The following is a 23,445-nucleotide window of genomic DNA, read 5'->3' as shown; positions in this document are numbered from 1 at the left end:
AATGTTATGAATGGTATAACAAACAAAGTGAATCGCTTATTTTTAATATTTATCCTTAGCCTTCTTGCTGCATGTAATAGTGAGAGTGGCGGTTCTGGAGGACAGGGAGGAACAAATCCATCTGGGTCTTCACCGTCTGAAACACCTACACCTTCTACTTCTCCTATGTCGGTTTTTGATTTAGAAATTGGTGCAGAGAACAGCCTTCATTCTGTCTATAATCTTGATATTGACGTGGATATTTCGGAGACATCGACCAAACGAGCATTTATCTCTATCTGTGATAACAGTATAGCGAAAGGGGATTTATCTAAAGTAGACTTTGATATGTGTTTACTTAAAGGAAATTTAAACGAAGGAGTGGGTGAGTTTGAACTTCGTGTCGCGAATCATTGTGAAGAATTAATTACCATTATTTGGATTATGGAAAAAGACCGGGAGCCTCTAATTTATACGTTGTCTCACAATAATCAAAAAGAGAGTTATTGGTTAATTAATTAAACGGTTGAGTAACCAGATAAAAACAGCCCTTAACTGTAAGGGCTGTTTTTATGATTACTTAACGCAAACACTCATTAAATCGTCTACAAAGTAATTCAGAGCGCGTTCTTCAATGGTTCTGATTTTCTGTTGTTGTGGATCAGTCAGCATGTGATACATACTTGCTGCGCCAAAATCACCAAAGATAATATTCGCCTCTTCATCAAACAACGTGTTGTGTGCGTATAAATCCCCATGGCAGACTTGGTTATCATGCAGGTGTTCAAACACGTTACGCATTTCTGCAACCATCTTATTGATGTGCTCTAACGACAAGCTAAACCCTTCAGGGAAAGTATCACGAGTACAGCTTTCTAAACTTGGTGGTAAACCTAGATTCTTATAATGAGCAGGGATCAATGACATGATTAATGCTAAATAGTTATCTTCATTCACTTGGGCTAAAGATTGCACTACGCTTGGGTGATTGCCCACTTTTAAGCACGCTTGTAATTCATCTTCTGGGTAGCCATCACTCGTTACTTCGCCTTTAAAGACTTTAACAGCAATGTCTTGTGGGAAATCCGTTTGTTCGTTATTCCAATGTGCTTTAGAAATCACGCCAGAAGCACCTTGCCCGAGTACTTTTTCTAATGTGTAGCTTGCCGAGTTTACGCTAGGTACTGATTTTACTTTTAAATCCGATTTACAGAATGGATTACCCGCAAATGCAAACCACGCCAGTTTTGGTAAATCCAACAATTGCTCTGGGCATTCGGTTAATTGGTTGGCCGAAATACGAAGTAATTCAAGGTTGTATAACTGAGATAAGTTACTTGGTAATGTTGTTAGCTTATTGCCAGCTAGGGCGAGCTTTTGCATTAAGTGGCAATCACCCAGTGAGTTTGGCAATGCTTCAATTTGGTTGTCGGTTAAGATTAACCAACGCAATTTTGTTGGAAACGCGTTTTCAGGGACGTCACTAATTTGGCATGATTTAAAGCCAACCATTTCTAGGTTTTCACAGTGTGCAAGTACCTTAGGAAATTCAGTAAACGGGTTGTTTGATGCAAAGAATATTTTCAATTTAGGTAATTGGGTGATTTCTTTTGGTAGCGTCGTTAATTGATTATTCGATAAATCTAAGATTTCTAATGAATCAGAAAGAGACAAAATCTCAAGGGGGAACGTTGTTAAGTTCTCGCTTAATTGAAGTCGAGTAATGCCTTGTAACTCACCGGATTGTAACTGCGCTAATGTATGCAAACTTGTCTACCTATCTTTTTTCATGCGAACTACGTAAAGTAGCACTAAAAATATAGCGTTAATTGTACGGTTTTTAAGATGGTAAATCTAATATAACTAATCAGCTGCGATCTCTATAACCATCAAAATTCTTGTGGCGTTTACCTCTTTACCTGCCTCTATATCTTATGGATCTTTAGGTTTCTAGTTAATTGCCATTGCTTATACAAAGCATAACAAATTTGTTATATAGCTCTCAGTCGTTGCTATTTCATTATTCCTCTTATAAAAGCGACTAGAATTGTCACAATATTTATGACACAGTCGGTGCTTGCTCATTGAGGACTAGAGATGAAAGTTGAAGATTTAACCTTATTTACCGTGGTTGTTAAGCTTGGCAGTTTTACTGCGGCGGCTAATGCCTTGGATCTACCAAGAGGGAACGTAAGCCGTAGAATAAGTGAGTTAGAACAGCATTTAGGTGTTTCGTTATTTTTTCGTACTACTCGACAATTATCTCTGACGCAACATGGTGAGGCTTATCATCAAAAATTATTGAAAGCGTTAGAGGCGCTAGAACAAGCCAATGATGCGGCTCAACAAATATCTGATTCTCCGAAGGGTAAAATCAAATTTGGTTTACTTCCAGAAAGTAATGGCCCGCTGCAAGACATTATCTTTTCATTTCAAGATAAGTACCCAGACATTGAGTTGGATATTCGTATTATTAATAATGGTTTTCTAGACATGTACCCACAAGGATTAGATTTGGCGGTACATGGAGGGGAATTACACAACAGTAATATTATTGCGAGAAAAGTATTTGGATTGAAACGAATTTTAGTCGCAAGCCCTGAGTATCTCGCGCTGAATCCGAATATAAATAAAATACAAGATATTGAAAACTGCGATTGTGTTTGTTATCGCTGGCCAAATGGTGAAATAGAAAACCAATGGCATTTGAATGATGAACATCTACAGGTCGGGACTAAATTAACCAGTAACAGCATTGGTTTTGTGAAAAACTCCATTATTCATGGGCGTGGAATTGGCTTTTTACCGCCAATGCTTATTGGGGATGAAATACGAAATGGGCAGCTCATTCATATTTTGCCAGATTATTGTTCTGCAAATGAGGATGTTTGGTTACTGTCACCTGAAAAAAAAGGGATATCCCGAGTCACTCGATTATTGATTGACCATTTATTAATCGAAATGCCGAAGCTTGTATCATTGTCCTGAATCTTGAGACAGTGTTTGTCGCGTTTACTGGCTTATCTCACTCCTTTATATCTATACACTGACTCTAAAATCTTAGGAGTCAGTGATGAAAAAACAACAATTAATAAGTGTATTAGCGTTATCTAGCGTAGCGTTGGTTGGCTGTAACCAAACTCAGTCTTTGGTGGTAGAAAAAACACCTCGTCCAATTGAAGTTGTAGAATTAAGCACACAACAAACTCATAGCATTAAACAATTTTCTGGTACGTTACAAGCCAGTGAGACTGCGGAGTTGTCATTCCGTGTTCCTGGCACAATTCATCAAATCTTAGTACAAGAAGGCCAACGTATTTCTAAAGGGGATGTGATTGCGCGGTTAGACCCACACGATTACACAATATCAGTATTAGAAATAGAGGCGCGATTAAGTGAAGCCAAAGCCGCACATCAATTAGCAAAATCAGAATACCTTCGAGTAAAACAAGCGACGCAAGATGATGCAATAGCAAAAGTGAACCTTGATCGCGCATTAAGCGGCTACAAACGCAGTGCTGCAATGGTAAAAGTGGTGAAACAAAACCTAATCAGAGCAAACGATGCGTTAGGTTATACCGAATTACAAGCCCCATTTGATGGCGTGATCTCGAATCAAAAATTTGAACAGTTTGAACAAGCCATTCCGGGGATCAGCGTATTTACCTTACACCAACCAAACCAGTTAGAAGCGGTGATTGATGTACCTGAAAACCTCGCGCATTTATTCCAAGAAAATCAAAGTGCCAATATTAGTTGGTATCAAGAAAAACAGATTTACAGTGCCTCATTAAAAGAGGTCGGAACGCAACCTCATCCTATTAAGCAAACCTACCGAGTCACTTTTCAATTAGACGGCTTTGATGTGTCAGAAAAGTCGGCTTATTTACTTCCTGGTAAAGCCGTAAAAGTGTCGGTTCCTTTTGCTTATTCAAATAATGCATATTGCTTGCCTTATTCTGCGCTTATTGGCCAAAAAGGTGAACAAAGAGTCTTATTGGCGAATGACAGTGAAATTGAAAGCAGACACGTAGAACTGGCTTCATTAGATGCAAACCAAGCGTGTATTAATACGGGACTAATGGTTGGCGATAAAGTGGTGGTTACGGGCGCTGATTATCTAAAAGACGGTGACCCTGTTGGTCAACTGCGCTTTGTTACTCAATAGGAGGTTATGATGAATTTAGCTGAATTTGCTATAAGACAACGAACCTTCGTTATTTTCTTTACGGTATTGTGTGTGATAGCGGGTGGGTTATCGTATTTTAAATTGGGTAAATTAGAAGACCCAAGCTTTACGGTAAAAAGTGCCGTGGTTGTCACGCTATATCCTGGCGCTTCTGCTGAAGAAGTTGAACAGCAAGTGACAGACAAAGTTGAAACCAAATTACAAGAAATGGGATCGCTTTGGAAATTACGATCGCTATCTAAACCGGGTATGTCGATGGTGTTTATTGATTTGAAAGAATCGATTTCATCAACGCAATTACCTCAAGAATGGGATTTATTACGCCGTAAAGTTTCGGATGTGAAGCTTGGTTTACCGGCCACAGCACAGATCAGTATTGTGCAAGATGAATTTTCTGAAGTGTACGGCATGCTTTTCTCTGTTTATGGAGAAGATACGTCACCTGCCGATTTACGTTTATACGCGAAAGAATTACAACGTCGTTTAAAAACCGTCGATGGGATTAAAAAAATTGAGCTACATGGCGTTCAAAACCAAGTAGTGAATATTGATATTACCGATGAGCGTTTAGCGGCTTACGGCTTATCTACCATTCAAGTATTGAACCAATTAAATAGCCAAAACATGGTGTTCGATGCAGGCAGTATGGCAGCAGGTCATGAACGTATTCGTATTGATCAAAGTAGCTCATTCCAATCGCTGCAAGATATTCAAAATTTCACCCTAAAAGGGGGGATAAGTGAGCTAGGTACGGGACTTATCCGATTACAAGATGTTGCAGATGTATCAATGGGTTATCAAACGCCTGCGTTATCTCTAAGTCGTTATAATGGCATTGATGCCGTGACGTTAGCGGTGAGCCCTGTGAGTGGCATTAACGTAGTGAGTTTAGGCTCTAGTATTGATGAAGTCATTGCTGAGTATCAATCAACATTGCCTGTTGGCGTTGAAATTGGGGTTGTTGCTTTTCAGCCCGATGAAGTACAAAAATCGATTGATAATTTCGTTTTAAACTTATTAGAAAGTGTGCTGATTGTTGTCGTTGTATTGTGGATCTTTATGGGATTCAAAAGTGCGACCATTGTTGGAACCAGTTTGCTCGTTACGATTTTATTAACGCTTGTTTATATGTACCTAGCGAGTATTGATTTACAGCGAGTCTCATTAGGCACCTTCATTTTAGCTCTGGGTATGTTGGTTGATAACGCCATTGTTATTACCGATATGTACACCTCAAAAGTAAAAAGTGGCATTGAAAAAACCAAAGCCGCGACCGATTGTATTCAGGAAACAGCATTGCCATTATTAGGGGCAACGTTCATTGCCATTATGGGTGCGAGCCCGGTGTTATTCTCTCAAACCGATGCGGCTGAGTTTGCCGGGTCTGTGTTTAAAATCATGTGTTCATCGTTGCTGCTTTCATGGCTTGTTGCAATGACCATTACGCCACTGATGTGTTGGTTATGGCTAAAACCTGAAGTGGGCGGTGAAGAGGTAGTGAAGCCAAGTCGCTTTAAAAAGGTGATAGGTTGGACAGTCGATAATCCTAAAAAAGCGTTGTCTGCGGTGGTTCCGTTGCTGCTGATGACGGCGGTGGTTATCCCTCAAATCTCGGTTAACTTTATGCCAAGTTCGGATCGTCCAGTTGTATTCCTTGATTATTGGTTGCCAAATGGCGCTAAAATTGAAGAAACCTCAAAAGACATGAAGCGTATAGAAGCGTGGTTATTAGAACAACCTGAAGTGGATTTAATCTCAACCTATGTGGGCGCAAGTGCTCCGCGATTCTCAGTGACGGTAGAGCCAGAACCGTTTGACCCAAGTTATGGTCAAATCGTGATTAATACGGCTGATTACGACGCAATTAAACCGTTAATTAAACGTGGTGATGCGTGGTTAGAGAGTGAATTTCCTCAAGCTGAACCAAGATTCCGTTCATTGAAACTGGCAACGAAAGATAAGTTCAGCATTGAAGCGCGATTTACAGGGCCAGATCCAGATGTATTACGTGGATTGTCTCAAGAAGCTCAAGCGATTTTTAACGAGAACCCATACACCAAGTACGTGCGTGATGATTGGCGTCAAACCAGTAAAGTATTAGTACCCATCATTAACCAAGAACAGGCGCGTCGTGCGGGGATTAATCGTGCCGATATTGCAATGGCATTAAAACGCTCGTCAGATGGCATGATATTAGGGGCAATGCAGCAAGGTGATGAGTTAATTCCATTACTATTAAAAAGCCCAGAATCAAGCATGGCATCATTAGAAACTATCCCAGTAAAATCATTGTTAGGTATTCATTCTGTACCATTAGGGCAAGTTGTTGATGGCTTTGAATTGAAAAATGAAGAAAGCATGATTTGGCGACGTGATCGTGTGCCATCAATCACGGCGCAAGCGGCGATTACAGAAAAAACCGCAGCGCAAGTTCGCTCACAAGTGCTCGAAGAGATTGAAGCGATTCAATTGCCTTATGGCTACACATTAGAGTGGGGTGGGGAATATTATGATGAACATCGCTCAATCATGGATACCTTCTCACAACTGCCAAAAGCACTGATCTTTATGGTGATTATTTTGGTGGCCATGTTTAACGGCTTTAAGCAGCCTGTGATTATTCTAACTACAGTGCCTTTGGCGGCGACGGGGGCAAGTTTAAGTCTGCTGTTATTTGATAAGCCTTTCGGTTACATGGCATTAATTGGTGCAGTAGCGCTGTCTGGCATGATAGTGAAAAACGGCATTGTATTGATGGACCAAATTGAACTAGAACGTAAGCAGGGCAAGTTATTAGATGATGCGATTAAAGACGCAACGCTAAACAGAACCATGGCGATTTCATTAGGTGCATTAACCACTGCATTAGGCATGATCCCATTATTATCAGATAGATTATTCGACCAAATGGCAGCAACCATTATTGGTGGCCTTGCTGCGGCAACGTTCTTATCACTGCTAGCAATGCCTGCAATGTATAAATTGTTCTATAAAAATGATCGCTCAAATAACGATGTAAATGTGGAAATGGCGTCAATCAAAAATGAACTTAACATGAAGGGTATTAGTCATGAAAATGCATAAAGTATCGACAATAACAAAAGCGTTATTCTTGGCTGGTATGCTGACAGGTTGTAGCATGACGCCAGATTATACTCCACCAGAAATGACGATGAGCGAAGCCTATACCCAGATTGAAGGCGTAAATGGCTCACAAACATTATCAAGTGATCAAGCGTGGTGGAAAGGGTTTAATGACCCAATATTAAATCAATTGGTTGAAGACGCACAGCAGCAGAATATTCCGTTACGAATTGCTTCTGAGCGCATTAAAATGGCCGAGTCTTACCATGAAATGGTGTCGTCATTTAAAGTACCAACCGTCAGTCTTGGTGCTGGGTATGTCAATTATCAAATCAGTGAAAATGATCCTTTATTAGGCACTGCTGTTTCGCCTATTGGAGTGCCTGCTGCGGCTCAACCTCTTGTTGGTTCTAGCGTGGCATTAATGGATCAACAGCAAGATGGCTTTGGTGTAGGGGCCACCATTGCTTGGGAAATGGATTTATTTGGTCGTATTGATAGCCAAGCAGATGCCGCTGAAATAAGAAAAGAACAAGTCGAGATTTACCGTAGTGGGTTAAACACCTTGGTGACGGCTGATGTGATAAGTAACTATTTGCAATATCGCGGCGCAATAGAGCGTAAAGCGATTGCAATGGGAACGATTGAAGATCAAAAAAGCACGTTGAAACTGGTGAAAAAAGTGGTTGATAACGGTTATGGCTCAGAGCTTGATATTTCTCAGGCAAGCGCCATGCTGGCGGCGACAGAGGCGATTATTCCTCAATTAGACATTGCAGCGAATATTCACAAGCAGCGACTGGCTATTTTGTTAGGTCAACGCACCAGTTCACTCGATTTAGGTGAGGAGAACCCTGAACAGGTTACGCCTGAATTAACGGGGATTATTCCTCTCGGGTTACCGTCAGATTTATTGCAGCGTCGTCCTGATGTTCGCATGGCAGAGCGAGAAATAGCCGCAATGAATGAAGAGTTAGGTGCCGCTATCGCAAGTCGTTATCCAAAACTGTTTTTAACGGGTACGCCAGGATTAGTTGCAGGAGATTTTGATGATTTATTTAACAGTGGTTCATTTGGTTGGATGGCAAGTGCAGGCGTAAGTTGGACGGTATTTGATGGTGGTCGAGGAGAGGCAATGGTCGATATTCAAGAAGCGCGTCTTGAAACGTCCGTTCTTACTTATCAACACGTGGTAAATGGCGCCTTTGCAGAAGTAGAAACGTTGCTGTTTGCTTATGGTAACAGCCAGAAATACCAAGCAAGCATTACCGAAGCACAGCAACAAACAGAGACCGCGTTAAGCAAAGCCAATGCTTTATACAATGCAGGCTTGATTGATTATCTGTCGGTATTAGATGCACAACGACAACATAATATGATGAAAGACAGAGTCGTGGCCGCTAAGTTACAAACGGCGCAATCAGTGGTGGGGTTACACAAAGCTCTGGGTGGAGAGTGGGAGATTTAGTGTCACATAGTAAATGACTTACACCGTGAACGTTCATTGATAGTTCACGGTGAGAGTGGCCTCAAATTACCACGTTATTACTGCTATTAAAGTACCGTTTCTTATGTACTTTATTACGTGTTTTCAACATAAAGAGAATGAATTTATGTCCATTATTTCGATACTTAGGCAATGGCCTTTTATTATTTTATGCACCACATCCTTAATTGGTTGTTCAGCTAGCGCTCCTTTCACCGCCGTTCCAAGTGAACAAAGCGATCAGGTTTATCCTTTAGGAAAAGACAATTTACGCTACTGGGGTGACAGCAGTGATCTGTTTTTTGATGAAGTGTACTTATCTCATTTCCAACAAGAAAAAGACGATCATCATTATTTAGCGTTATCTGGTGGTGGCGCAAATGGGGCTTATGGTGCAGGCATTTTAACCGCATGGAGCGAGATGGGTGGAAGACCCGACTTTGATATTGTGACAGGGGTAAGTACAGGGGCATTAATCGCGGTGTTTGCGTATTTAGGAGAAGACTATGATGATGAACTCACCGAATTTTATACCACAACAGAAACTGACGATATTTTTATTACCAAACGTATATTCAATATGCTAAGCGGAACGGCATTGTTAGACAGTTCACCACTTGAAAACACAATAAGAGAAACTGTCACAACAGAATTGCTCGATAAAGTGGCTGAATATAATGCTCAAGGTCGCTTGTTATTGGTAGGTACAACCGATTTAGGCAGCCAACGATTGTCGATCTGGAACATGGGAGAGATTGCAGCGTTAAAATCTGACGAGAGCCAGCGTTTATTTGAAGACATTATTTTAGCGTCAGCGTCCATTCCTGGAGCGTTTCCAGCGGTGCGGATTAATGTGGAAGGAAAAGACGACACTTACCAAGAGCTTCATGTTGATGGAGGAGTAACAAGACAAGTTTTTTTAATCTCTGATTCTTTATCAGTAGTGAATAACCAAAATAAGAATCATCATATTTATGTAATAAGAAATGGGGAGTTTGAGCCTAAGGTCGATGATCCAGAATTGAATTTAAATTACGTTGCTTCACGCTCATTATCTACGTTAATTAAGTATCAAGGTCGAGGAGATGTCATGCGAATTTATAACTTGGCGCAGCGCTCAAACATTGATTTCTATTTTAGTCACATGGAAAGTGATATGGCATTGGAGGTAGAGCAAGACCCTGATCAGCCGTTTGATTCTACTTACATGCAGCACTTGTATAAATATGGGTATGAACAGACTTTAATTGGTAACGTTTGGGATGATAAACCACCCCAATTTAATACCTTCTCGGTTGATCTTTAAGGTTCTGACTTAATGCATTAAACATGTGATGTTGAATTAGGTTCTATTGATGCTATTGGTAGTGAAAGCGTTCGTTTAACCGCGGCAACATCATATTTACAGGCAATGTTTATGGATGGCGTTAAATAGGTGTGATAAAAATAATCGTGGTAAGTGATCTTTTTACACGGACTGTTCGTAATAATAAAGAGATAAAGTTAATGGAGTTAACGATGATAAAGAAGATAACAAAATTTGGTGTTATAGGCGCAACGTTGATGATGCTAAGTGGTTGTTTAGGGATGCCAAAAGACGTTCAGCCTATTTCAGGGTTTGATCTTAATCGCTACCTTGGAGAATGGTACGAAATTGCGAGATTGGATCATTCGTTTGAGCGTGGGTTAAGTCAAGTTAGTGCGACTTACAGCGTGAACGATGACGGCTCGGTTAAGGTTATTAATAAGGGATTTTCGGCAGAAGATAACGAATGGAGCGAAGCGCTTGGCAAAGCTAAATTTGTTAATCAACCAGATGAAGGCTATTTAAAAGTGTCTTTCTTTGGGCCTTTTTATGGTTCATACGTTATTTTTGAGTTAGACAAAGAAAACTATGAATATGCATTTGTGTCGGGGCCTGATTTAGATTATTTATGGCTACTATCAAGAAATAAAGATCTTGATCCTAAAGTGATTGAGCGTTTTAAAGATACGGCAAAATCATTAGGGTTTGATACTGATAAATTGATCATCGTTGACCAAAAATAGAGGAAGACGAGACAATTAATAAATGAAAAGGCACTCATAAAAGTGCCTTTTTATCAATTTATACGCTTCTTTCAACCATTACTGAAGTTTAAAAAAATCAAAACCAGATAAGTTTTCTGCGAGTTTCGGTTCGGTTAACACTTTATCGTGCTCAAAATCGTATTTAACAAATCGAACGCCATTTGATTGATGATCATCGTATTGGTTACCATCGGGTCGGAGTAAAATTAGGATTTTATCGCCTTCAAAGTAGTTTGATGCTGCGGTTATTTCACCTGCGTATTCTTGCAATGCAGAATTCTCCATTTTTTCTAAAGAGTCGATATCTAGAATATTTCCCTCTTCTGTTATCGCCATCCCGATCGTATCATCACTTGGGTGATGAAATGCCGCGACGAATTTTTGATTTATGTTTTTAAAAGAGGCGTCAGATGAGAAAGGTTTAGTTGTTATTTCAACATCTTGCTTCAGATTGTAGGTGAAGAAATGCATTCTGTTTTGTGATTCAGAGTAATAGCCAGCCGAGATAAAAGTGGCGTAATCTTTTAACCCTGGGTAATAGTCAATGATACTTCTTGGCCCAGTAACGAGACCGTCGGCATCGGCAATAATGAAGGTATCACCAGTGATTTTTCCGAAACCTGCATTGTCGTTATCGTACCAACCTGCACTATTTATTGTTTGGGATAAACTCTCAGCAATGTAGCCGGGATCAGGAAGATCTTTCAATTTACTTAGCGGTAAAAGTGTTGGGACAATCGTTGACCAATCAAAAGCTTGCGCAAAGTTAATTTTTTCTTTCTTAGGCACGAGTGAATTAAACAGCTCTCCTGCAAACCACGCACAATTTCCATAGAGTGTGTATCGGCCTCCATTCCAATCTTTTCCAATATTAAAAAACAACTTGGCTATTTCTTTGCTCTCTACATATAGCGCTTCTTGTTTATCATTCATTTCCTGTTTAATCTGCTCATGATCTTTGTCTTCAATATGCACACATTTTTGAAAGCTGAATTCTCGGGTTTCTTGGTTACCATCACTGCCAAAACCGTATCCATCGGCTTTAATTTTTCCATTGTCATCTTTATAAAAAAGATCAACCCAGGTATGACCAACCGCTCCTGAATCTGCCCAAGCCACCATTCGTTTTAGTAATTCAGCGGTAGTATCATCAGGATAGTCGGTCTGAAATTGTTGGTAGGTTTCAAGCAATGGAATTCGTTGAGCTTTTCTATTAATTCGAATACAGAGTTGGGGATAATCGATGTTCTTATCCCCCTTTAGCTCTACGCGGTGTCCGTTCATATACTGTCCTGCATTTACTGCTCCGGTATACAGTGCAAGAGTCACTAAGGCGGATGTCGCCGTAATCATTCGTTTCATGCGTTGATCCTTATGTTATTAATCATCTTTATTATGATATTTAATAATGTAGAGCCGCTCTATATACACCATGTTCAAAGTGCTGCTAATTCCGCATTTATGAAATGCGGAATTATAATGGACGGTTAATCTAAAATGGCAGGCCTGTTTGAAGGAGATAACTCGATTTTATGATCTATTAATCTTTGTTGAGACATAAAAAAAGCACTCATGATGGTGAGTGCCTTTTCCTAAATGGATAGAAAATTATTGCTAGCGAGCCAATTTATGATGCGCTCGTGAGAAATGACCGGCACAGAAAGCACCGACAATAGACAGCTCTCCTGCTAAGCATAGCGTGGCACATACTTCAGCAAGTGCTTGTGATTTGCCTGAGCCATATAAGCCCATTAGTTCTAAACACGCTTTTTGGCTCGGTAATCCCGTTCCACCGCCAACCGTGCCAAGCATTAGATTTGGTAGCGTCACACTCGCGTATAAACCACCATCTCTATCCACTTCTATACGAGTCATCCCCACCGCCGATTCAGCCACGCACGCGGCATCTTGGCCACACGCAATATAGAGCGCCGCAAGTGCATTCGCGTAATGAGCATTAATGCCAATCGTGCCACTGAGCGTTGCTCCAACCGTACTCATTTGAGTAAATTGCATCATTTTTTCTGGTGTAGTGTGCAGGTATTTCTTAACCAGCTCAGCGGGAATATGCACTTCCGCCGTTACTTTTTTACCGCGAACACTGCGGAGAGACTGGCTACTTGCTTTTTTATCTCCTGATAAGTTGCCATCTAAATAGGCATTTTCAGAAGCGATGGGTGAGTTATCTATGATGTAGTTAAAAATCGCATTAGTCGCGATGGTCACCATGTTTTGGCCTGATGCATCTCCGGTTAAAAACTCAAATACCAAATAGACATGATTGCCTTCAATGCTGATATTAATGTCGCTGAGTTTACCGTGCGAGGTAGTGGCTTCAGCCAATTGTTTGAAGGTATCGTATTGAGTAACGGCCCATGCCACAAATTGTCCGGCTTCGGCTAAGTTATAAAAAGCAAAGGCAGGGGTACGAGTGACGCCTTCATTTAATAACATGGCACTGGCTCCGCCACACGCAGTAATGAGTTGTGCCCCGCGGTTATAAGAGGCCACTAAGGCGGCTTCTGTGGTCGCTAATGGAACCAAATAATCGCCTTTGGCAAATAGGCCATTCACACGCAAAGGTCCAGCAAGTCCAACAGGAATTTTTACTGTGCCAATGAAGTGTTCGATATTTTTTTCATAAACATGTGATTGTGCTTGAGTATGCACATCAAGCAACTCAGCTTGCAACGCAGGATTAGCCAATTTATCCCAACGACGAGTAATGTTTTTATCGGTTAAGTAAGGGCTTGGTGTCAGTTTATTTGTTGGTTTATCAAAGTGAGGATTGAGCATTTGCTCTAATTCATCTGCGGAGATATCCCCCCCTAAGATAGAGACATAATCACGGCGGTGCAGATTCAATTTAGGCATAATTAAGGTATATCACAGCAAATAGAGCGGGTGATTTTACTGAGTAATGCGTCAGAAACAAGAGCTAGATATAAACCGTTACAGTTTGGTGATAAAAAAGGAGATTGTCACAATCAATATTTTTGATTATCACCATAAATATTCCTAATTGGACTCGTTGTAAATTATATAAGTTAATGCGCATGGACATGGTTGTAGGCTTACGATCACTGTCAGGTTTTATCTCGCTTCCAACGAGGTATTTTCTGTTGATGGCCCTATTGTGTGAGGTCTCTAGATTTGGAACATTCGGTTAATTTGGAACGCATCCGTGCTGAGTATAATGTAAAGCATTGGAGCCAAGGTTTTTATGGTATTGATGATAATGGCGAAGTATATGTTTCGCCTCGTAGTGATACTGATCATCAAGTCCCATTAAGTCATATTGTGAATCAATTAGAGCAAAGAAATATTGGATTGCCTGCTTTGGTTCGTTTTCCTCAAATCGTACATCAGCGTGTGCATAGTATTTGTAATGCATTTAACCAAGCGATTGATGAATATCAGTATGAAAACCATTATTTATTAGTTTATCCAATCAAGGTTAATCAACAAAAGGAAGTCGTTGATGAGATCTTGGCAAGCCAAGCGCAATTAGAACAGAAACAATTAGGCTTAGAAGCGGGCAGTAAGCCTGAGTTATTAGCCGTATTGGCCCTAGCTCAAAAAGCGAGTTCAGTGATTGTATGTAACGGTTATAAAGACCGTGAGTACGTACGTCTGGCGCTTATCGGTGAAAAACTGGGTCACAGTGTTTTCATCGTATTAGAAAAATTATCAGAATTAGATTTGGTGTTATCTGAAGCAAAAGCATTAGGAGTAACACCAAGATTAGGTTTGCGTATCCGTCTTGCATCGCAAGGTGCGGGTAAATGGCAAGCAAGTGGTGGAGAAAAGTCTAAATTTGGTTTATCTGCGTCTCAAGTATTAACGGTGATTGATCGTTTAAAAGCAGAAGGCCAGTTAGATATTCTAGAGCTTGTGCATTTCCACTTAGGCTCACAAATGGCGAACATTCGCGATGTGCGTAATGGCGTAAGTGAAGCGGCACGATTCTACTGTGAATTACGTGATATTGGAGCAGAGCTAAAATACCTTGATGTTGGCGGCGGTTTGGCGGTCGATTACGATGGTACTCGTAGTCAATCATCGAACTCAATGAACTACGGGTTGACAGAATACGCGCGTAATATCGTGACCACCATTGGTGATATTTGTCAGTTATATTCACAACCAATGCCAGTGATCATTTCTGAATCAGGTCGTTCGTTGACCGCTCATCACGCGGTGTTAATTACCAATGTGATCGGCACAGAAAGCTACACACCAGAAGCGATTGAAGCCCCTCATTGTGATGCACCGTTATTGTTGCACAACATGTGGCGTAATTTAGAACAGCTTGAAAATGGCAGTGATGATCGCGCTTTAATTGAGATCTATAACGACACACAATGCGATGTCTCTGAAGCGCATAATCAATTTGCAACGGGGATGATTAACCTTCAACACCGTGCATGGGCAGAGCAAGTTTCATTACGTATTAACTACGAGTTAAGCGTAAAAATGAGCACAAAGAACCGCTACCATCGCCCAATTTTAGATGAATTGAGTGAGCGTTTAGCTGATAAGTTCTTTGTTAACTTTTCTCTATTCCAATCGTTGCCTGATGCATGGGGTATTGACCAAGTTTTCCCTGTATTGCCGTTGAGTGGCCTTGATAATGCAGATGAACATCGTGCCGTCGTACTCGATATTACCTGTGATTCTGACGGTATTATTGATCAATACGTTGATGGTCAAGGCATTGAAACAACCTTGCCAGTGCCGGCATGGAACCCTGATGAACCGTACTTAATGGGCTTCTTCTTAGTGGGCGCATACCAAGAGATCTTGGGAGATATGCATAACCTCTTTGGTGATACGCACAGTGTGGTTGTGAATGTTGATGAAAACGGTGAAGCCAATATTGATTACATCAATGAAGGTGACACCGTCGAAGACATGATGCGTTATGTGCATATCGATGTGGATTTGATCCGTCAAAACTACAAAGACATGGTCACTGCTAAAGTAGCAAAAGAAGAACAACAAAGCGTGCTTGAAGAATTAGAGCAAGGCTTGATGGGTTACACCTATTTGGAAGATTTTTAATGAACGATTTATTTACCAAAACAGATTATTCATTGTACTCAAACGCGATGACGTTTATGCGTCGTCCATTAGTACAAAACCCAATTGATAATGATGCGGATATTGTTGTATTAGGTGCGCCATTAGACATGGCAACATCGGGTCGTCCGGGTGCGCGTTTAGGGCCCGATGCCATTCGTCGTGCTTCAGTTAATTTGGCGTGGGAAGGCAAAAAATTCCCGTGGGACTTTAACGTCTTTGATCATACTAAAGTTATCGATTCTGGTGATTTAGTATTTGATACCGGTGATGCAGAAGATTTTACTGTACGCCTTGAAGCCGCTGCTGATGCGATTTTAGATAGTGGTAAAACATTACTAGGTTTAGGGGGCGACCACTTCATCACGCTTCCATTACTTCGTTCTTATGCTAAAAAGTACGGTGAGATGGCATTGATCCATTTTGATGCGCATACTGATACTTACAGTCATGGCAGCCGTTATGATCACGGTACTATGTTTTATCACGCACCAAATGAAGGGTTAATCTCGCCTGAGCATTCAGTACAAATTGGTATCCGTACTGAGTATAAACAAGAAGGCCACGGCTTTAATGTTATCAACGCAATGCAAGCAAATGACATGAGTGCGGAGGCAATTATCGAACAAGTGAAAGGCATTGTGGGTGATAAGCCAGTGTACTTAACGTTTGATATCGATTGTCTTGACCCTGCGTTCGCGCCGGGGACGGGTACGCCTGTGTGTGGTGGCTTAAACTCGGATAAGATTTTAAAAATTATCCGTGGTTTAAAAGGCATTAACATGGTCGGAATGGACGTTGTTGAAGTCTCTCCTGCGTACGATCAAAGTGACATTACGGCATTAGCGGGTGCAACCATTGCACTTGAATTACTGTACGTGTGGACTGCGAACCGTATTGGGAAATAAGTATTATCATTGAATAATAAAGACACACATATAAGCATTGAAATGACGGTGTAATATATTAATTGAAATGCTTGAATGATTGTTCTAACAATTTAAAATCCGATATTAAGTGATTAATATCGGATTTTTTATGTCGTTATAAAAAATTGCCTTAATAGAACCCGTCATCCTCTTTCTGCTTTTTTCTCTTCGTAAATTTCAAATGATTTACTGCAATTATGTGATTATTTTTTGAAATTAAGTTTTGATATGCCTTGGTTTATAGATACATAGCTATGAGATCGTTATTTATTCAGCCTTATTAACGGATAAATAAAATGAACAAAATTACAGTACTTATTCTTCTATCTCTTGCTCTTGTTGGTTGCAATGACAGTGATGATGAACTCTCTCCTAAAGATAAAATTGCAGGATTAGAAGTGACGGGTGAACTACCAACGTTAGATCGAAGCGATGACATTGCAGGGCCAGATATTAATAATAATGGCATTAGGGATGACATAGAAAAGTACATTGAAATTACTTACCAAGAACCGAAGCAACGTACGGCAGCAATGCAAACAGCTAAGGCAATACAAATGGGTATGGTTGTTGATATTGCGGATAAAGATGCGATACGAAGAGCTCATGTTGCAATAGGAGAAGCCATTAATTGCACATTTATTCATTTCACTGATTTTGGAGGAGCGACTAGGAATAACCCTAGTATTATGTTTGATGAAATTGAAGCGATGACTAAAAATACAAAAAAAAGATTATTAACTTCTTTAGCTGTTGATAAAGCCTCTGACGGAATGGTAATTAGTTTGCCCGACGGTGCTTGTGATGAATAATATGAATCGTTTACTTCTTATTTTTGTACTTTTAACTTATCCATTTAATTTTGTTCAAGCAGGAATAAGTATAAAAAAGTGTGAAGCTCAAGGTGTTGTATTTGTTTTTTTTAATGGTGTGTTAACGACAAGTGACCAAGCTCAACAAGCTCTTGGATATTTTAAGCAAATTCATGGTGAAGAGAGCGAAGATGGCGAGCCTATTAAATATGAACTTGTATATAATTACTCCAATGGATTTGAAGATTTTGTAGAAACATTTGAGCAAAGATTACGAGAGCAAGAAGGGCTTTTAGCTGAGCGATATGAATTATTTTTTGAGTCACTTCATGGTGGTGGTGATTGGTGGAACATCATTATTGCGGCCGTTCCATCAGCGATTGAGCTTAGAGATGAACTGATTGATTTTGCTCAAGCGGCAGCTGTTGAAATTCTAACAAAATTTATGGAAAACCCTCCTACATTAGAAAATTATTCAGAACAACAAACGCGAATTGACACATGGATTACCGAGGGTAAAAAACTGCTTTTTGTCGCACACTCTCAAGGTAATTTGTTTGTCAATGTGGCGTATGACTATGCTTTAACTCAAAATACGCGAGAGGAAGCGGTAAAGGTTGTTCATATCGCACCTGCATCTCCTACTTTGAGAGGGGAGTATGTGCTGGCCGATCTAGATTTAGTGATCAATGGTCTTCGCATTGTTGGTACTGTTCCCGATATTACAGAGCTAATTCCCTCGTATTTATTTCGTCCCGCAGGGCTTAATGGTGAAAAAGACTTTTTAGGGCATGGATTGTTAGAGATATACATGAATCCAAATTTACAGATTTCAACGACTGTTAAGGATTACATTGATGATGGATTGAATTCATTAGAGCCACCGTCAGTGGAGGCTTCTACTGGATTATTTACAGCAACGTTAATATGGAGTGGATTAGGGGATGTGGATTTATCGATCCTAGAACCGCTTCCTCTAGGTCCTTGGGATCTTGTTAATTTTGAATACCCTATTGGTGAATCTGGTTATCTTGATACAAATAATACAACAGGGTATGGGCCTGAGCGTTATCTCGTTTCATGTGATCCAAATATAATTCAAACAGGTCTTTATGTCGTTTATTTTTCTAATTACAAACATACAGAAGGAGAAACCGCAACGGTACAAATATCGTCTTGGGATAAAGGAGTATTAGGAAGCAAGGATTTTATATTAGAAGATAATCGATGGATTCCAGGCGACTCTGGTTTGGTTAAAACGTTTTTTGTTTACGTAACAAAAAATAAAGACAATGATGAATATAAAATTCGGTTAGTTGATGACCCTTATCCGGCGAATGAATAGAGTAAAAAGTAAGAGACGTTTGAAAAATATACAATGTAAATAATCAATCAATAATGGCCACATTATGTGGCCATTATTGATGTTTTTTATTGCAAACGAGCCAATTTCTTTTCTCCTTTTTTCGCTAAATATTTATAAACAGGTAGCATTAAGTTTGGAAAAAGAGAAAGTAAGCGAACTTGTATTTCTCTCTTACGTGGTAACGCGACTTCAATTGGTTTTTTCTGCCAGACGGTCGTTAAAATAGTATCACCGACCTCTTCAACCGTTAATGGTTTGTCTCCAGAGAATACAAATCGAGAGTGCTTACCGTAACCCACTTGCTTATCCATCATTGGTGTTGCGATTAAATCAGGGCACACGCAAGACACATTAATGGGGGAGTTAGTAAAATATAAATCCATAGCCAGTCCATTACTGAAGCTACGAGCGGCGGCTTTTGAGGTGCTATAAGCGACGACGCCGGGGACCGGTAATATCCCTGCAAACGAAGCGATATTAATAATATGGCCTTGTTGATGCTTTGTGAAATGAGGCAGAAAAACGCTGCAACCATTAATCATGCCCATGACGTTGATATCGAGGTGCCTTTTAAACTGCGTTACGGTGTTTTCAAATGCGTCCCCCGGTTGGATAAAGCCAGCAATATTTAAGAGGTGTGAGAAAACTTTGTTTCCTTGTCTGTTTTCGTTAGGCGCATGCCTTTCTAACAGTTGCTCCCACTCTGCAAGTACCGTTATGTCTAATGTTTCTAAAATAAGATTATGGCTTATCCAGTTATCTTCTTTACTGGCTGTTTGTAATGCTTCTTTATTAATGTCGGTCGCTATTATTTGATGCCCTTGATTCAATAATTTTCCAGTGAGGTATCGACCTAGACCACTGGCACTTCCGGTAATGCATATCCAAGGTTTATTATTCACGTTTACCTACCTTAAATTGAGGATTTAATGCGAGTCTTCTGCGGCTGAATATGAGGAAAAAAATTCGATATAAGGCGTAGGATCAAAGGTGGCAATATCAGCCATGCTTTTTCCTTCTAATTGCTTAAATAGAGAGACTCCAATGCGTATGACCGAGCCATCAGGATAATAATTGTCGAGTAGGTGACCATGAATGCTATCCGTATCAAACACCAATAGCATCTCAGTGCCCTCTGTCGATGTGGCTTGATGTAAATTGCCTACAGGTTCAACGGCGACATCACCGACATTAAATTTGCCTTCATCGTATTCCCAAGATCCAGAAATGGTATAAGCCACGGCTTGGCAAAAATGATAGTGACGAGGGGCAGAGCTGTTTTGGGAAAACTTAACTTTGGCAACGACGCGTCCAATGTTTTCTTCCACTCGCAGAACTTTGACATAAATACCATCACTGCCCGGTAAAAGAAGAGGCAGCCATTCAAGATTATCGGTGACAACGGGTGAAATATTTTCTGTAGACATGATAAATTCCTTCTAATCGTTTATTTGTAAAAATACGCAGATGAATGCGTAATAACGAATTCATACTTTGTATCGTATTTTCAGGGAGGTGGTTACTTTATGATTAACGTTCATTGCGGTTGAATTGTTTTGTGATGCTTCTTGCTTCTGATGGAGGGCAATCAATTAAAAGTTGTCCCCAAAAATGATCGTCAAACATGCCATTGAGATAAAGGTATCGGCAAGCTTTAACCAATTTCATTTTGGTCCATCCAAGTTTGTCTATTTTAATAAACTGATGCTCTAAGTGGTGCAGTGAGGGGATTCGTTGATCGTTCAAATCGACTTCATCAAAATATTGAATTAAAAAGTCCACTTGTTCTTTGGATACATAGAAACAGGGAGTATAAAATTGATGATGAAATTCAATAGTGGCATCATCAATGTCATGGAGAAAAGGGTACACTCTTTCTTGCCAAGCGTATAAATAGGAATCACTGTATTTATTCTTATAGATAAATTCTTCTTTATTATTTGCGAGTATGTATTGCTCTAATTGATATAAACGTTCTTCTCTAAAAATAGAATCTCGTTGCATTGTAAACATTTCGTTTAAATTATTACGATCTTGCTCTGATTCTCGAAGAGGGTATATTGGTTTTATCACTAAATAGTTATCAATAATTTCAATGTCTATTTTGTCATCCAAATCAAGACCTATTTGATCTAAGATTTGAGGTGGGAATACGATTCCTTTTGATTTCCCTATTTTCTTTATAATAGAATTCATGTTATTTCCTAAATGACATTTAATTATTGACTAAAATGACCGAATATTAAATGAGTGATAAATAAATTGTATGTGTGTTATCTATCTATTTCTGTTTTGAAAAATGGGCTTTTAATTCATTCATTGCCTGATCAAAAGTAATGAATGGAGAGTAATCGAGTTCTTTTTGTGCTTTTTTTATTGAAAACTCATTGGCTCCTCCCATTAAACGAAAAGATTGACGAGTTATTAAAGGGCGCGTTTTCTGTTGAGTAATATGACCGATAAATTCTAAGGTAGGGGCAAGAATTCGAGCTAAGGGCAGTGGAATATTTTTGGGTGGTGGCACATCAGCAACGAGTGCAAGACGAGTCATGTATTCTTTCCATGTAACTCCAAAGCCATCTGCCGCAAGATAAATATCACCGTTGGTATGTGTTGAATTCGCAACGGCAATAAGAATAGAAATGAGATTGTTAACATGAACTAACCCAGCATCCCATTCTCCAGAGCCTATCATACAAGGTTTGTTGTTACGCATCATATCCAATAACGTATTTACCCAAGGGCCGCTTCCCACTCCAAAGACATTGGCAGGACGAATGATGGAGGCTTTTAATCCTTTTTTAACCCCGTTTTTAGTCACTCGTTCTTGTTCTTGCTTACAGAATTCATAAGGAGAACTTGGGGTACCAAGCAGACTTTGTTCATCGAGTTTGCCTTTCGCTAATTGGCTAGCATAGGCACAAACGCTCGTTGTGACGATAAAGTGAGATTGCCATAATAAGGCTAATTCAATGGCTTGTTCTGTACCATTTACCGTTACGTCAATGTGATCTTGCTGTGCTCCCCAATCACCGACAACAGCGGCTAAATGGAAAATAACATCACAAGGTTGTAGGTTGTCTTTCATTCGTAATAAGTGTCTTACGTCACCGGTAACAATATTGACCTTGTTATTCCATAGGCTTGGTATGGCTTCACCTTCCATCATTAGAGCCGTGATAGTGACGTTATTTTTAAGCAATCGCTCAACTAAATGTCGACCGATAAAGCCTCCTGCTCCGGTTATAAATGCTGACGAAAAATGATTCATGTATTTTTCCTTAGTGTTTATATACGTTCTTATTTAGCTATCACTTATTTGGTGTTGGTCTTTACTTTTCGTTCAATAATGTTATTGATATGTAACAAAGTAAGTTTGACTTTTTACGAAGCATTTTTGATGAAATACGAAACTAACGAGGGAAGGTGTATGTTTTTAGTTCGAAGTGGTGCTTTAGATGGCTATGAAAAATTAGTACAGCGCCTCGGTAGAAACCCTATTCATATCATGTCAGAAGTGGGATTAAGTACTGCGTTATTACGAGATCCAAATATGTATCTCTCTTATTCAAAAGTGTCAGAATTATTAGAAATTACCGCGTCACATTGTGATGAACCTTTATTTGGTTTGTTGTTATCTGAAGCGCAAAGTAATTTAACGATTGGTGATCTTGGGTTAACGGCGACTCAGCAATTAACTATTTTTGATGCCATTGTTCATATTACAAAGTACCTCTATCTTCATGCGGATGGAATTAATATAAATACAATAAGATCCGGTCTTAAAGCCACGGTTATTATTGATTTTTCTTTTGATGGAATAAGAGGGAATAATCAACTTACCCAATTAAGTGTAGGGTTAATTTATAATAATTTACGTTATTTAACGGGGAATCATGAATCAAATTTCTATTTATCTTTAAAGCAGATTAAACCCGAGATTCAACATGAGAACATGTTAGGGCATTTTAAGGAGGGCATTCAGTTTTCTGCAGTGCATGATGCGGTCACTTTTTCTTCTGAATGGCTAGATAAATCGCCTCATTTTGAACAATATCAAATACGTGAATGTCTTCAAAAAAATATCCAAGAATTAAAAAAACACTACCCATCAGATCTTAGATATCAAGTGAGTATGGTGATCAAAAGCTTGCTGTCTTCGTCAGAATGTTCGCTTGAATTAGTCGCTAATGCATTAAATATTCATCCGAGAAGTTTACAAAATCAGCTCAAATCTGAATCATTAACTTACGGAGGAATATTGCAATCAATACGGAAAGAAATCGCTATTGAGCAGCTGTGTGATCCAAGCTGCTCCATCACTGAATTAGCGTTGAGTTTGGGTTACGCGGAAGTGTCTATTTTCTCGCGTAACTTCAAACAATGGTTTGGGGTATCACCAAAGGAATATAAATCTAACGCAGTAAATAAAAAGTAATCTTTGATCT

General features: G+C 39.6%; 19 protein-coding genes. 12 read left to right on the top strand and 7 right to left on the bottom strand.

Features of this window, described 5'->3' with window-relative positions; translation table 11 throughout:
• The first annotated feature begins 6 nt into the window (after positions 1-6).
• Positions 7-501 carry a hypothetical protein gene (locus tag AACV33_RS02295; RefSeq protein WP_017021936.1) on the top strand — a complete coding sequence of 165 codons (495 nt, stop codon included), beginning with the start codon at positions 7-9 and terminating at the stop codon, positions 499-501.
• Between the two features lie 54 nt (positions 502-555).
• Here the strand turns inward: AACV33_RS02295 and AACV33_RS02290 are convergent, their stop codons facing one another.
• Positions 556-1,746 carry a leucine-rich repeat-containing protein kinase family protein gene (locus tag AACV33_RS02290; protein WP_182699800.1) on the bottom strand — a complete coding sequence of 397 codons (1,191 nt, stop codon included), beginning with the start codon at positions 1,744-1,746 and terminating at the stop codon, positions 556-558.
• A 330-nt stretch (positions 1,747-2,076) separates the two neighbouring features.
• On the opposite strand from AACV33_RS02290, the gene AACV33_RS02285 reads away from it, so the two are divergent.
• The 6 genes from AACV33_RS02285 to AACV33_RS02260 all read left to right on the top strand — a co-directional run bounded on the left by AACV33_RS02285 (position 2,077) and on the right by AACV33_RS02260 (position 10,787).
• Positions 2,077-2,967 carry a LysR family transcriptional regulator gene (locus tag AACV33_RS02285; RefSeq protein WP_182699799.1) on the top strand — a complete coding sequence of 297 codons (891 nt, stop codon included), beginning with the start codon at positions 2,077-2,079 and terminating at the stop codon, positions 2,965-2,967.
• 85 nt (positions 2,968-3,052) lie between these two features.
• A complete protein-coding gene (locus tag AACV33_RS02280) occupies positions 3,053-4,147 on the top strand; it encodes an efflux RND transporter periplasmic adaptor subunit (RefSeq protein ID WP_182699798.1) in 1,095 nt (364 codons plus the stop codon).
• Between the two features lie 9 nt (positions 4,148-4,156).
• Positions 4,157-7,252 (top strand): efflux RND transporter permease subunit, encoded by a 3,096-nt coding sequence (locus AACV33_RS02275; protein WP_182699812.1) that lies wholly within the window; start codon positions 4,157-4,159, stop codon positions 7,250-7,252.
• Entirely contained in the window at positions 7,239-8,720 is a 1,482-nt protein-coding gene (locus AACV33_RS02270; protein ID WP_182699797.1) for an efflux transporter outer membrane subunit, read from the top strand. The genes AACV33_RS02275 and AACV33_RS02270 overlap by 14 nt, the downstream gene beginning before the upstream one ends.
• Positions 8,721-8,865: 145 nt before the next feature.
• A complete protein-coding gene (locus tag AACV33_RS02265; RefSeq protein ID WP_023602967.1) occupies positions 8,866-10,044 on the top strand; it encodes a patatin-like phospholipase family protein in 1,179 nt (392 codons plus the stop codon).
• A gap of 215 nt (positions 10,045-10,259) precedes the next feature.
• Positions 10,260-10,787, top strand: coding sequence for a lipocalin family protein (locus AACV33_RS02260; protein WP_023602968.1), 528 nt, complete (start codon positions 10,260-10,262; stop codon positions 10,785-10,787).
• A 78-nt stretch (positions 10,788-10,865) separates the two neighbouring features.
• Here the strand turns inward: AACV33_RS02260 and AACV33_RS02255 are convergent, their stop codons facing one another.
• Together AACV33_RS02255 and AACV33_RS02250 are read right to left on the bottom strand one after the other, a co-directional pair.
• The gene (locus AACV33_RS02255) at positions 10,866-12,170 is read right to left on the bottom strand and encodes a hypothetical protein (protein ID WP_182699796.1); all 1,305 of its coding nucleotides are present in this window, start codon (positions 12,168-12,170) and stop codon (positions 10,866-10,868) included.
• Positions 12,171-12,422: 252 nt separating this feature from the next.
• Positions 12,423-13,682 (bottom strand): hydroxymethylglutaryl-CoA reductase, encoded by a 1,260-nt coding sequence (locus AACV33_RS02250; protein ID WP_017021927.1) that lies wholly within the window; start codon positions 13,680-13,682, stop codon positions 12,423-12,425.
• A gap of 297 nt (positions 13,683-13,979) precedes the next feature.
• On the opposite strand from AACV33_RS02250, the gene speA reads away from it, so the two are divergent.
• The 4 genes from speA (at position 13,980) to AACV33_RS02230 (ending at position 18,976) form a co-directional block, all read left to right on the top strand.
• Positions 13,980-15,872, top strand: a complete 1,893-nt coding sequence (gene speA / locus AACV33_RS02245; protein ID WP_370527125.1) for an arginine decarboxylase — start codon at positions 13,980-13,982, stop codon at positions 15,870-15,872.
• Positions 15,872-16,798 (top strand): agmatinase, encoded by a 927-nt coding sequence (speB, locus tag AACV33_RS02240; protein ID WP_182699795.1) that lies wholly within the window; start codon positions 15,872-15,874, stop codon positions 16,796-16,798. The genes speA and speB overlap by 1 nt, the downstream gene beginning before the upstream one ends.
• A gap of 317 nt (positions 16,799-17,115) precedes the next feature.
• On the top strand, positions 17,116-17,631 hold the full coding sequence (locus AACV33_RS02235; RefSeq protein ID WP_017021924.1) for a hypothetical protein: 516 nt from the start codon (positions 17,116-17,118) through the stop codon (positions 17,629-17,631).
• Positions 17,624-18,976, top strand: coding sequence for a hypothetical protein (locus AACV33_RS02230; protein ID WP_182699794.1), 1,353 nt, complete (start codon positions 17,624-17,626; stop codon positions 18,974-18,976). The genes AACV33_RS02235 and AACV33_RS02230 overlap by 8 nt, the downstream gene beginning before the upstream one ends.
• An 86-nt stretch (positions 18,977-19,062) precedes the next feature.
• On the opposite strand, the gene AACV33_RS02225 is transcribed toward AACV33_RS02230, so the two are convergent.
• From AACV33_RS02225 to AACV33_RS02210, 4 genes are all read right to left on the bottom strand, one after another.
• Complete coding sequence (locus AACV33_RS02225; RefSeq protein WP_017021922.1) at positions 19,063-19,899, bottom strand: SDR family NAD(P)-dependent oxidoreductase; 837 nt, start codon at positions 19,897-19,899, stop codon at positions 19,063-19,065.
• A gap of 24 nt (positions 19,900-19,923) precedes the next feature.
• Positions 19,924-20,424, bottom strand: a complete 501-nt coding sequence (locus AACV33_RS02220; RefSeq protein WP_012551632.1) for a cupin domain-containing protein — start codon at positions 20,422-20,424, stop codon at positions 19,924-19,926.
• Positions 20,425-20,527: 103 nt separating this feature from the next.
• The gene (locus AACV33_RS02215; protein ID WP_017021921.1) at positions 20,528-21,193 is read right to left on the bottom strand and encodes an AbrB/MazE/SpoVT family DNA-binding domain-containing protein; all 666 of its coding nucleotides are present in this window, start codon (positions 21,191-21,193) and stop codon (positions 20,528-20,530) included.
• Positions 21,194-21,278: 85 nt separating this feature from the next.
• A complete protein-coding gene (locus AACV33_RS02210; protein WP_182699793.1) occupies positions 21,279-22,268 on the bottom strand; it encodes an NAD-dependent epimerase/dehydratase family protein in 990 nt (329 codons plus the stop codon).
• Positions 22,269-22,427: 159 nt separating this feature from the next.
• Between AACV33_RS02210 and AACV33_RS02205 the strand changes: the two genes are divergently transcribed.
• Positions 22,428-23,435: a helix-turn-helix transcriptional regulator gene (locus AACV33_RS02205; RefSeq protein WP_017021919.1), complete on the top strand. Its 1,008-nt coding sequence runs from the start codon at positions 22,428-22,430 to the stop codon at positions 23,433-23,435.
• The last annotated feature ends 10 nt before the right edge of the window (positions 23,436-23,445 follow it).

This window comes from Aliivibrio sp. SR45-2 (genome assembly GCF_963890165.1).
Classification (GTDB): Bacteria; Pseudomonadota; Gammaproteobacteria; order Enterobacterales; family Vibrionaceae; genus Aliivibrio; species Aliivibrio salmonicida.
Note: the sequence above shows the minus strand (reverse complement) of the source record. Positions and strands in the feature narration are given on the sequence as shown.

Bases quoted from the DNA above. Each gene is read 5' to 3' on its own strand.
- AACV33_RS02295 (WP_017021936.1), top strand. From the start codon at position 7: ATGAATGGTATAACAAACAAAGTGAATCGCTTATTTTTAATATTTATC.
- AACV33_RS02285 (WP_182699799.1), top strand. From the start codon at position 2,077: ATGAAAGTTGAAGATTTAACCTTATTTACCGTGGTTGTTAAGCTTGGC.
- AACV33_RS02280 (WP_182699798.1), top strand. From the start codon at position 3,053: ATGAAAAAACAACAATTAATAAGTGTATTAGCGTTATCTAGCGTAGCG.
- AACV33_RS02275 (WP_182699812.1), top strand. From the start codon at position 4,157: ATGAATTTAGCTGAATTTGCTATAAGACAACGAACCTTCGTTATTTTC.
- AACV33_RS02270 (WP_182699797.1), top strand. From the start codon at position 7,239: ATGAAAATGCATAAAGTATCGACAATAACAAAAGCGTTATTCTTGGCT.
- AACV33_RS02265 (WP_023602967.1), top strand. From the start codon at position 8,866: ATGTCCATTATTTCGATACTTAGGCAATGGCCTTTTATTATTTTATGC.
- AACV33_RS02255 (WP_182699796.1), bottom strand. From the start codon at position 12,170: ATGAAACGAATGATTACGGCGACATCCGCCTTAGTGACTCTTGCACTG.
- AACV33_RS02250 (WP_017021927.1), bottom strand. From the start codon at position 13,682: ATGCCTAAATTGAATCTGCACCGCCGTGATTATGTCTCTATCTTAGGG.
- speB (WP_182699795.1), top strand. From the start codon at position 15,872: ATGAACGATTTATTTACCAAAACAGATTATTCATTGTACTCAAACGCG.
- AACV33_RS02235 (WP_017021924.1), top strand. From the start codon at position 17,116: ATGAACAAAATTACAGTACTTATTCTTCTATCTCTTGCTCTTGTTGGT.
- AACV33_RS02230 (WP_182699794.1), top strand. From the start codon at position 17,624: ATGAATAATATGAATCGTTTACTTCTTATTTTTGTACTTTTAACTTAT.
- AACV33_RS02220 (WP_012551632.1), bottom strand. From the start codon at position 20,424: ATGTCTACAGAAAATATTTCACCCGTTGTCACCGATAATCTTGAATGG.
- AACV33_RS02215 (WP_017021921.1), bottom strand. From the start codon at position 21,193: ATGAATTCTATTATAAAGAAAATAGGGAAATCAAAAGGAATCGTATTC.
- AACV33_RS02210 (WP_182699793.1), bottom strand. From the start codon at position 22,268: ATGAATCATTTTTCGTCAGCATTTATAACCGGAGCAGGAGGCTTTATC.
- AACV33_RS02205 (WP_017021919.1), top strand. From the start codon at position 22,428: ATGTTTTTAGTTCGAAGTGGTGCTTTAGATGGCTATGAAAAATTAGTA.